Origin of the sequence: Candidatus Protofrankia californiensis (genome assembly GCF_900634765.1) — a bacterium.
GTDB lineage: Bacteria > Actinomycetota > Actinomycetes > Frankiales > Frankiaceae > Protofrankia > Protofrankia californiensis.
On the sequence record NZ_CAAAFT010000347.1, the window covers coordinates 1 to 8314 of the forward strand.

The 8314-nt window shown below is 67.6% G+C and carries 8 protein-coding genes and 1 pseudogene; 2 read left to right on the forward strand and 7 right to left on the reverse strand.

What is annotated here, in order from left to right; all coding sequences use genetic code 11:
• Positions 1 to 304, reverse strand: a pseudogene (locus tag DD1DGNOD_RS17870) (phenazine antibiotic biosynthesis protein); the annotation flags it as partial.
• 320 nt (positions 305 to 624) lie between these two features.
• Here DD1DGNOD_RS17870 and DD1DGNOD_RS17875 point away from each other — a divergent pair.
• Complete coding sequence (locus tag DD1DGNOD_RS17875) at positions 625 to 1107, forward strand: PaaI family thioesterase (protein WP_430827832.1); 483 nt, start codon at positions 625 to 627, stop codon at positions 1105 to 1107.
• Between the two features lie 424 nt (positions 1108 to 1531).
• On the forward strand, positions 1532 to 2953 hold the full coding sequence (locus DD1DGNOD_RS17880) for an NAD(P)/FAD-dependent oxidoreductase (RefSeq protein ID WP_131767620.1): 1422 nt from the start codon (positions 1532 to 1534) through the stop codon (positions 2951 to 2953).
• Positions 2954 to 2975: 22 nt separating this feature from the next.
• Here the strand turns inward: DD1DGNOD_RS17880 and DD1DGNOD_RS17885 are convergent, their stop codons facing one another.
• Genes DD1DGNOD_RS17885 through DD1DGNOD_RS17910 form a run of 6 tightly spaced genes read right to left on the reverse strand, consistent with a single transcriptional unit; the run spans position 2976 to position 8203 of the window.
• Entirely contained in the window at positions 2976 to 3659 is a 684-nt protein-coding gene (locus tag DD1DGNOD_RS17885; RefSeq protein WP_241251638.1) for an HAD family hydrolase, read from the reverse strand.
• Positions 3652 to 4902: an ABC transporter ATP-binding protein gene (locus tag DD1DGNOD_RS17890; RefSeq protein ID WP_131770663.1), complete on the reverse strand. Its 1251-nt coding sequence runs from the start codon at positions 4900 to 4902 to the stop codon at positions 3652 to 3654. The genes DD1DGNOD_RS17885 and DD1DGNOD_RS17890 overlap by 8 nt, the downstream gene beginning before the upstream one ends.
• A gap of 5 nt (positions 4903 to 4907) precedes the next feature.
• Positions 4908 to 5732 (reverse strand): carbohydrate ABC transporter permease, encoded by an 825-nt coding sequence (locus DD1DGNOD_RS17895; protein ID WP_241251639.1) that lies wholly within the window; start codon positions 5730 to 5732, stop codon positions 4908 to 4910.
• Positions 5719 to 6690, reverse strand: a complete 972-nt coding sequence (locus DD1DGNOD_RS17900; protein WP_241255814.1) for a carbohydrate ABC transporter permease — start codon at positions 6688 to 6690, stop codon at positions 5719 to 5721. Before DD1DGNOD_RS17900 ends, DD1DGNOD_RS17895 begins: the two co-directional genes overlap by 14 nt.
• Before the next feature lie 14 nt (positions 6691 to 6704).
• A complete protein-coding gene (locus tag DD1DGNOD_RS17905) occupies positions 6705 to 8030 on the reverse strand; it encodes an extracellular solute-binding protein (RefSeq protein ID WP_131767622.1) in 1326 nt (441 codons plus the stop codon).
• Positions 8027 to 8203 (reverse strand): hypothetical protein, encoded by a 177-nt coding sequence (locus tag DD1DGNOD_RS17910; protein ID WP_430827833.1) that lies wholly within the window; start codon positions 8201 to 8203, stop codon positions 8027 to 8029. The genes DD1DGNOD_RS17905 and DD1DGNOD_RS17910 overlap by 4 nt, the downstream gene beginning before the upstream one ends.
• Positions 8204 to 8314 lie beyond the last annotated feature (111 nt).

An 8314-nucleotide genomic window follows, 5' to 3' on the forward strand; every position in this document is an offset into this window, starting at 1 on the left:
CTCCGGTCGTCCCGCCGCTTTCGTAGATCCCGGCGATCTTCCGATCCTCGCCGTCGAGCCCGCGCGGAATCAGGTCCTCGACCGGGATTTCCCGGAACTCGTTGATGACGTTCGGGAATAAGCTGAGGTCCGCGAACGTGCGAACATCCGTGACGGGGTCGAAGCCCAGGCTCGATGCGCGACGCAGCCAGTACGGACTCCCGGTCTCGGCGCTGAAGTGCCAGGTCATCAGGGCTGGAATATATTCGTCCGGGTCGATGCCCGTGTTGTCTGCTGCGGTGAGGTCCAGAATGGCGGAACACATACGCGGCCTCCGGCTGCGTGCGTCGTGTACGTCTGCGGGGGTCATTGTCCCTGCAGCTCGACGGTCGCGCAGCACGACCGCGGCCACTTCTATCAGACGATAGGAACTTCCGTACGACTCGGCCGGACGAGGACAATCACCGGGCTGACGCCGTCACGGCCGAGCCGGGCCCGGGACCAGGACCGCCCCCTGCGGCAACAGGTCGTTCACCCGTCGTCCACTGTTTCGTGGTCCTGTTTCAATGAGCGTCCCATATCATCCGGTGAATGCCGGGTGAGGAAACAGGCACCGGGCGAGGAAACCAAAAGGAGGACAATCCCGTGCACGTGAACGGCACGCAAGAGGAGTCCTCCGCGCCGAGCCGCATTCGGGAACTGCGGCAGCTGCTGGAGTACGGTTTGCAGGCCGGGATCGGGGTCGGCCACTCGCTGGGCATCACTGTCGAGTCGGTGGACGAGGGCCGGACGGTCTACACGCTTGTGCCCTCACCGGCCACGGCCAATGCGATGTACACCGTGCACGGCGGAGTCCTTGCGACCCTCATGGACACCGCCATGGGGAGCGCTGTCTTCACCAGGCTCCCCGACGGGATTCTTTACACCACGCTCGAGCTGAAGGTCAACTTCATTCGATCGGTGAAACTCGACGCGGACCGGCTCACCTGCGAGGGTCTGGCCATCCACGTCGGAAGGCGGACCGCACTCGCGGAAGCACGCGTCACCGATCCCGTCGGAAACCTGATAGCCCACGGGACGAGCACGTGCCTGCTGCTGCAACCCGCGGACACGACCCAAACTGGATAGAACACCACCATCCGGCCTTGATCACCCCGCCGGACCAGACCGCTGTAGAGCCGACATGACTCCAGCCGGTGCTCCGCGGCACCGCACACAGTCACGGTCGTCGGGTGGCCAGATACAGACCGAGCGCCGCACGGACGCCGAGACCGGCCTATATTCGAGCACCGTTCACCGGCCGGACGGCGAATGAATTATAAACTGTTCGGACCAACGCCTGGCAACGCGCAGGCGACCGGCCACCGGCCACCGGCGATTCTCGCGGCGCATGGTTCGACAGGATTCATGAAATCCCGGTTGACGGCTTTCCGTTCCGTTGCTCGAATATGTCCGCCGGCGACGGCGGTCGACAAGGACCTACGACAACAACTTGACAATCAGTATTGATTCATGCGCACCGGTCGCGGCGCCGGCAGCCACAGGAGACGCGATGGCGGACAAGAACACGGTCACGAATCCAGGCGGACCCCGGGCAACCGCACGCGGCCACGCTGTCGTACTCGGCGCGAGCATCGCCGGAACACTGGCTGCCCGGGTACTGGCTGACAGCTACCAGCGGGTCACCATTGTCGAGCGCGATGTGCTGCCCGAGGTCGAACAGCGCCGCGGCGCGCCTCAGGGCCGGCACCTGCACGGCCTGATGGAGTGCGGGCGTCAGATCATGGAGGAGCTCTTTCCCGGGCTGACCGCCGAGCTCGGCGAGCGTGGTGCGCCCATGACCGAGGTACTGGTGAAGTCACGTTGGTATCTGAGCGGGCTGCAGGTCCACCCCACCCCCACCGGCCTGACCTCGCTGCTGGCCAGCCGGCCGCTGCTGGAAAGCGTCATGCGAGCCAGGGCGACCGCTCTGCCAGGAGTATGCGTACGGCAGCGACTGACAGCGGTGGGGCTGATCACAGCGCCCGGGGAGGCGAACCGAGTCGCCGGTGTGCGGGTCGTCCCCACCGGCGACGGCTCCAGGAACGATGCCTTCGACGGCGGCGCCCCGACGGACGGGACGAACCCGGCGGACGCACGCCCCGACAGGACCGAGGTGATCAGCGCCGATCTCGTGGTCGACGCGACCGGTCGCGGCTCCCGCGCACCGCAGTGGCTCACCGAGATAGGCCAGCACCAGCCGTCGCAGGAACGCATCGACATCGACCTCGGCTATTCCTCATGCACCTTCCGCCGCCGGCCGGAACACCTCGGCGGCGACATAGGGGTTGTCGTCTCGACCATGCCCGGACAACGGGGTGGGGGCGCCATCGCCCTGGAGGGCGATCGGTGGCACATCACGCTCGGAGGCATGCTCGGAGATCATCCACCGACAGATCATGAAGGATTCCGGGCCTTCGCCGCCACGCTGCCGGTACCCGACATCCATGAACTCGTCACCCAGGCCGAGCCGCTGGGCGACCCTGTCCCGCACCGCTTCCGCGGCTCTCTGCGCCGGCACTACGAAGACCTCAGGATGCCGCCCGAAGGCTTCCTCGCGATCGGTGACGCCGTGTGCAGCTTCAATCCGCTCTATGCCCAAGGTATGACCGTGGCCGCCCAACAGGTCCAGGCCCTGCGGGACTGCCTGTGCTCGGACGAGCCGGCGCTGCCGCGGCGCTTCTACCGGCAAGCCGCCCGTCTGATCGACACCGCCTGGCAGATGTCCAGCAACGCCGACCTCAACCACCCCGGTGTGCAGGGCCGACGGACCCTGCGCATCCGGCTGGTCAACGCCTACCTGCACCGGGTTCGGATAGCCGCCCATGCGGACCCGACGGTGGCGCGGACGTTCATGCGGTTGGCAAACCTGATGGAGCCGCCAGAAGCTCTGCTGCGACCATCCATGATCGCGCGGGTGCTGCGGCACAGTTAGAGCACAGTTGGAGCGCCCGCCGTCACAGCTGTGCCAAGCGGTTCAGAGTGTGCTCCAGCGAGCTGTGCAGGATCGTCTGCCAGCCGCGAGCCTGCGCGGCGGCACAGTTGACCGGCGTGTCGTCGATGAGCAGGCACTGCCGGGGCTGCACGCCGAAGGCGTCCTCGGCCATCCGGTAGATCTCCGGATCGGGCTTGCGGAGCCCGATCTCGTGGGAGTTGATGGTCACCTCGAACATGCTCGTGTCGGGCATCAACGCCGCGCGATGTGGTTCCCACTCGGCCACGCTGTTCGTGAGCAGCCCCACCCGCAACCCCCTGCGCCGGCAGTCGGCCAGGCAGTCGAGCAGGGCGTTGTTCATCGTCCGTCCCTCATACCAGTGGTCGGCGAACCGGGTCAGGTCGACCCGTGGCGTCCAGTCCGGGGCGAGTGCTGCAGTGACCCGCAGACCCCATTCACGCTGCGGCATCAGCCCGCGTTCCATCGGTTCGAGCAGCTGCATGCCGCACTCGTCGGCGACAGCGCTGATGGCGGACCGCAGGGCCGCAGCCGGCACCCCCGCCGCGGACACGAGCCGGTCGAATGCTTCCGAGATCGGGGAGGTCAGCACACCACCGAAGTCACACCACACCACCGACACCTCGGCCGCCATCGGAATCTGGGCCGCCGGCAGGAGCCGGTCGGCGGATCGGACGTCGTCAGCCAAGGATGTTGTCTCCAGGAGCATCGGGCAGCCGTCGCCCGCCGGCCGCGTCGAACAGATGCAGCCGCGAGGCGGGAACGTGAACCCTCAGCCGCTCGTCGGCCGCCGGCACGCAGTCGTGTGCAGGCAGGACAACCGCCCACCGGCCCAGCTCACTGCGGCAGTTCACGATCACGCCGTCGCCGGTGAACTCCACCACGTCCACGACGCCCTCGATCAGCATGCCGGGACCGTTCGGCACGTCCGAATCCGCTCCGATCAGCCTGCCCTCACCCGGACGCCACCCGAGCAGCGCCTGTCTGCCGGAGTCCGACGCCGCGTTGCCGACGGTGGCGCGCAGGCCGGGCGCGACGAACGCCACGCCGTCGCCTCGCACCGGATGCAGGTTCATCGACGGGCTGCCGACGAAGGCCGCGACGAATGTGCTGGCGGGCCGCTGGTAGACGTCGACGGGCGTACCGGCCTGCGCGACCTTCCCGGAGTTGAGCACGACCAGGTGCGTGCCCATCGACAGCGCCTCAAGCTGATCGTGGGTGACGAGCAGCATGGTGGCGCCCACCTCGCGCCGCAGCCGCACGAGTTCGGCGCGGGCGTGCTGTCGCAGCTGGGCGTCCAGGGCCGACAGCGGCTCGTCGAGCAGCAGCACCGACGGCCGCCGCACGATGGCGCGTGCGAGTCCCACGCGCTGGCGTTCACCGCCGGACAGCTGGGCAGGACGCCGCTTCTCCAGACCGTCGATCCGCAGCAGGCTGCAGGCGTCGCGGACCCGTTCGGCTATCTGCGCACGGGTGGGGCCCTTGCGCCGGTTGTGCCGGGCCTCCAGCCGGAGGCTGAAGCCGATGTTCTGCTCGACGGTCATGTGCGGGTACAGCGCGAAGTCCTGAAACACCATGGACAGGTCGCGCGCACCGGGCGGATGGCTCGTCACGTCGGCACCGTCGATCAGGACCCGCCCCCGGTCCGGTGACTCCAGCCCGGCGATCACCCGAAGTGCCGTCGACTTGCCGCATCCTGACGGCCCGACGAACACGGTGAGGGAGCCTTCGGGGACGTGCAGCACCGGAGTGTCCAGCGCCGTGTGCGACCCGTAGCTCTTCACGACACCGTCGAGCCGGATCCCGCGGGAGTCGTCGGCGGAGAGGGATGGCGAACCGGCGAACGGGGGCTCGTCCGGGGAGCCGTCCTGGGACCCGGGTCGAGAGCCGGCAGGAATCCGGGGTCCTGCGTCGAGGACCTGGTCGGTCATGGAAGTCACCGCAATCCGGACTGGAGGAAGGCGTCGGCGATGCGACGGGAGGCGAACATGTAGACGGCCACGATCGGCAACGTCGAGATCATCGCAGCGGCGAGCAAAGGCCCGAAGTCCTGCCCTTCCTGGTTGCCGAAGAGCGCCAGACCCACCTGGATCGTGGTGTTCTCCCGGCCCGGTGCGATCAGACTGGGCCACAGGTACTCGTTCCAGGTGTTGATGAAGACGATGATGCCGACCGCCGCGAGCGATGGTCGCAGCAACGGCAGCACGATGAACCGCAGCACCTCCCACGCAGTGGCGCCGTCCAGGATGGCGGCACTGGCCAACGTCGGTGGCAGCTTGCGGACGTGCTCCCGCAGGAGCAGGACGGCCAGGGCGCTGGTGGCCAGTTGCGGAACGACCAGGCCGAGGTAGGTGTTGCGCCACTCCAGCCGGGTGGCGAGCAGGAAGTGCGGGATGATCAGCGCCTGTGCCGGGACGACCAGCGCGACCGTGAGGGCGACGAGGACAAGTCCCTGACCCCGCGTGCGCAGACGCACCAGCGCGTAGGCCGCCGGGACGGAGACGACGAGCTGGAGGAGTGTCGCGCCGGATGCCATGACGAACGTGTTGAGCAGCAGCCTGGCGATGGGGAACTCCGCAAAGGTGAACCGGTAGTTCCCAAGCGTCGCCGGCAGTGGCAGCGGGTTGGTGCTGTAGATGTTGTTCGCAGGCTTGAAGGACGTCGTCAACGCCCACAGCAGCGGAAAGATCATGATCAGGACGGTCCCCAGCAGCACCACGTGACGTCCCAGGCGCCGCGCCGGACGGTCATGGACGGTCACGCGACCTCTTCTCGATCAGCCAGTACACCCCGAACACAAGACCCACCGCGGCAACGATGGTGATCGCCGCCGCCGCTCCGGTGCCCACGTCGAAGAAGGTGAAGGCATAGGTGTAGAGGCGGTAGTAGACGTAGTCCGTCGAGTCGTTCGGCCCGCCCTGGGTGAGCACTGCCACGTTGGTGAACACCCAGTGGTTGACGAAGACCACGCACAGCAGGCTCAGCAGAGCGGCGGTTCGCAGCAGCTGCGGGACGAGGAGGAACCGAGTGATCTCCCATTCCCGGGCTCCGTCGACGCGCGCCGCCTCGATGCAGCGCCGGTCCAGCGTGGCCAGGGCCGCCCCGAACAACAGCATGTTGAGCGCGACGACCTTCGCCGCCGTGATCGCGACGATGACGAACAACGCCGTGTCCGGGTCCCCCAACCAGTCGCGTTCAGGTAGCCCCAGCGCCGCCATGACCTCGTTCGCGACCCCACCGAGCGGGTTGAGGACGAACTGCCAGGAGATCGCCGTCGCGACCGGGGCGAGCACGACCGGAAGGAACAGCAGTGCCCGGTAGATGTCGCTGGAGCGCCCCGGCCGCTTCCACAACATGATTGCCAGTGCCATCGGGACGGCACTGGCGAACGGAAGTATGGCCGCCACGTAGAGGACGGTGCGGTACAGCGCATGCCCGAACTCGGGCTGTTCGATCAGCCGGAGGTAGTTGTCGAACCCGACGAAGGACTTCTCCGGAGTGGTGAGGTTCCAGTCCAGCACGCTGAGCACGGCGGTGAATGCCATCGGCCCATACACCCAGACCGCGAGCGAGACAAGGACCGGGCCCATGTAGAGCCACGGCATCAACCGGGTGAAAAGGCCGGAGGTGGGAGCACGCCGGCCGGTGCGCCCCCACCCGGCAGTCACCGGGTGACCCGGGTTCCCCCGAGCCTCCCGGACCATTGGTTCGACGGTCATGACTGCTGCATCAACTACTTCAACGATCGGATCTTGCCGGCCACCTCGGACAGGGTCTTCTGTGGGTCGGCGCCCTGAAGCACGATGGGCGCGACCGCGTTGTCCTGGAGCGCGACCACCGCCTCACTGGCCCGTTCCCCGGGGAAGAAGGTGTACGGACTGACCGTCGCCAGCTGGGCGAGCGGCGGGGCGAGCAGCTTCCCGATGGGCGTGTCGGCAATCTTCCTGGCGACCGTGTCGCGCAGCGGAAGGTAACCCATCTTCGTCGCGATGGTGGTGAAGCCCTCCTCGCTGCTGAGGAACTTGATGAACTTCCAGGCCGCGTCCTGGTGTGCTTTGTCCTTGGCGAGCACCGCGAGCCCGGCGCCGGAGTAGGTCGGACGGGCCGGATTGGTGCCGATGCCGGGGAACCCGGCAGTGCGCAGCTCGAACTTGCCGGCGGCCGCCTTCTGAGCGCTGGCGAGCACCGCCGTACTGCCGACGATCATGCCGAGCTCGCCCTTGTTGAAGGCGGCGAGCGCGGCGTCGGAGGCAACCGACGGCGCAGCACCAGAGGAGGTGAGGTCGGCGACGGCGGCCAGCGCGTCGACGGCCGGCTTCTGGTCCAGGGCGATGCTTCCGCTCGGGCCGACCAGGCTGCCGCCGTTGGTGGTGACCAGCGACTGGGTCAGGTAGTCGGACTTACCGCTGTCCACCACAGCGATGTAGGCACCGTTCGCGCCGACCTTCTTGATCGCCAGGCCCGCATCCTTGATCTGCGCGATCGTCGTGGGCGGCTGGTCGGGGTCCAACCCGGCCTTGCGGAAGAGGTCGGCGTTGTAGAACAGCGTCGGGATCGACATGGTGAACGGCATCGCCTTGACCTTGCCGCCGTCGGACACCGCCGCGAGAAGGTTCTGCGAGATCCCGGCCGTGTGCGATTTCCACTCGGCGGCGGGGGCGAGGTCCTGCACGGGCACGATCGGCAGGGCGGCGTAGGCCGAGGCCATCTTGCTCCAGCCGATCTGCGCGACGTCCGGCGGGCTGCCGGCGGCGGTGTCAGCCCGGAGCTTGGTGAGCACGTCCTTGACCGCGACGCCCTCCGCCTTCACCGTGATGGTCGGGTTCGCCGCCTTGAAGGCGTCGAGGAGGTTCTGGATGCCCTCGCCACCCAGACCCGGCGTACCGTAGTTGTACGAAAGAAAACTGATCGTGATGGGATCGTTACTAGAGGCTCCTGAAGCGGTCGAGCCGCTGGTGCTGTCGGAACCACAGGCGCTTATGGCGAGCAACCCGGCGACGGCCAGCGCCGCCACCGGGGCGGTGCGCCGGCGCAGACCCCGAGTGATTCCGGGAATCATCCGAGAACCTTTCCAGAAATTCGTGCGTCGAATTGGGCGGCCGGTGCGGCGACGTGCACCGGGCCGCTGAAGACACGGCTGGCATCAGCCTGTCGGGCCGCCAACCACTGCGGGTCGGCGGAGATGAAGTGGGTCAGGACGAGCTGCCCGGCGTCGGCCGCGGCCGCAGCCATGCGCACACTGCTCACCAACCACCGTTTCCCGGTCGCCGACGACAGCGACCTGCTCACCGTCGCTGCCCGACTGTCCATCCCGGTGAAGCAGCGCCGATCGCTGCAAAGCGG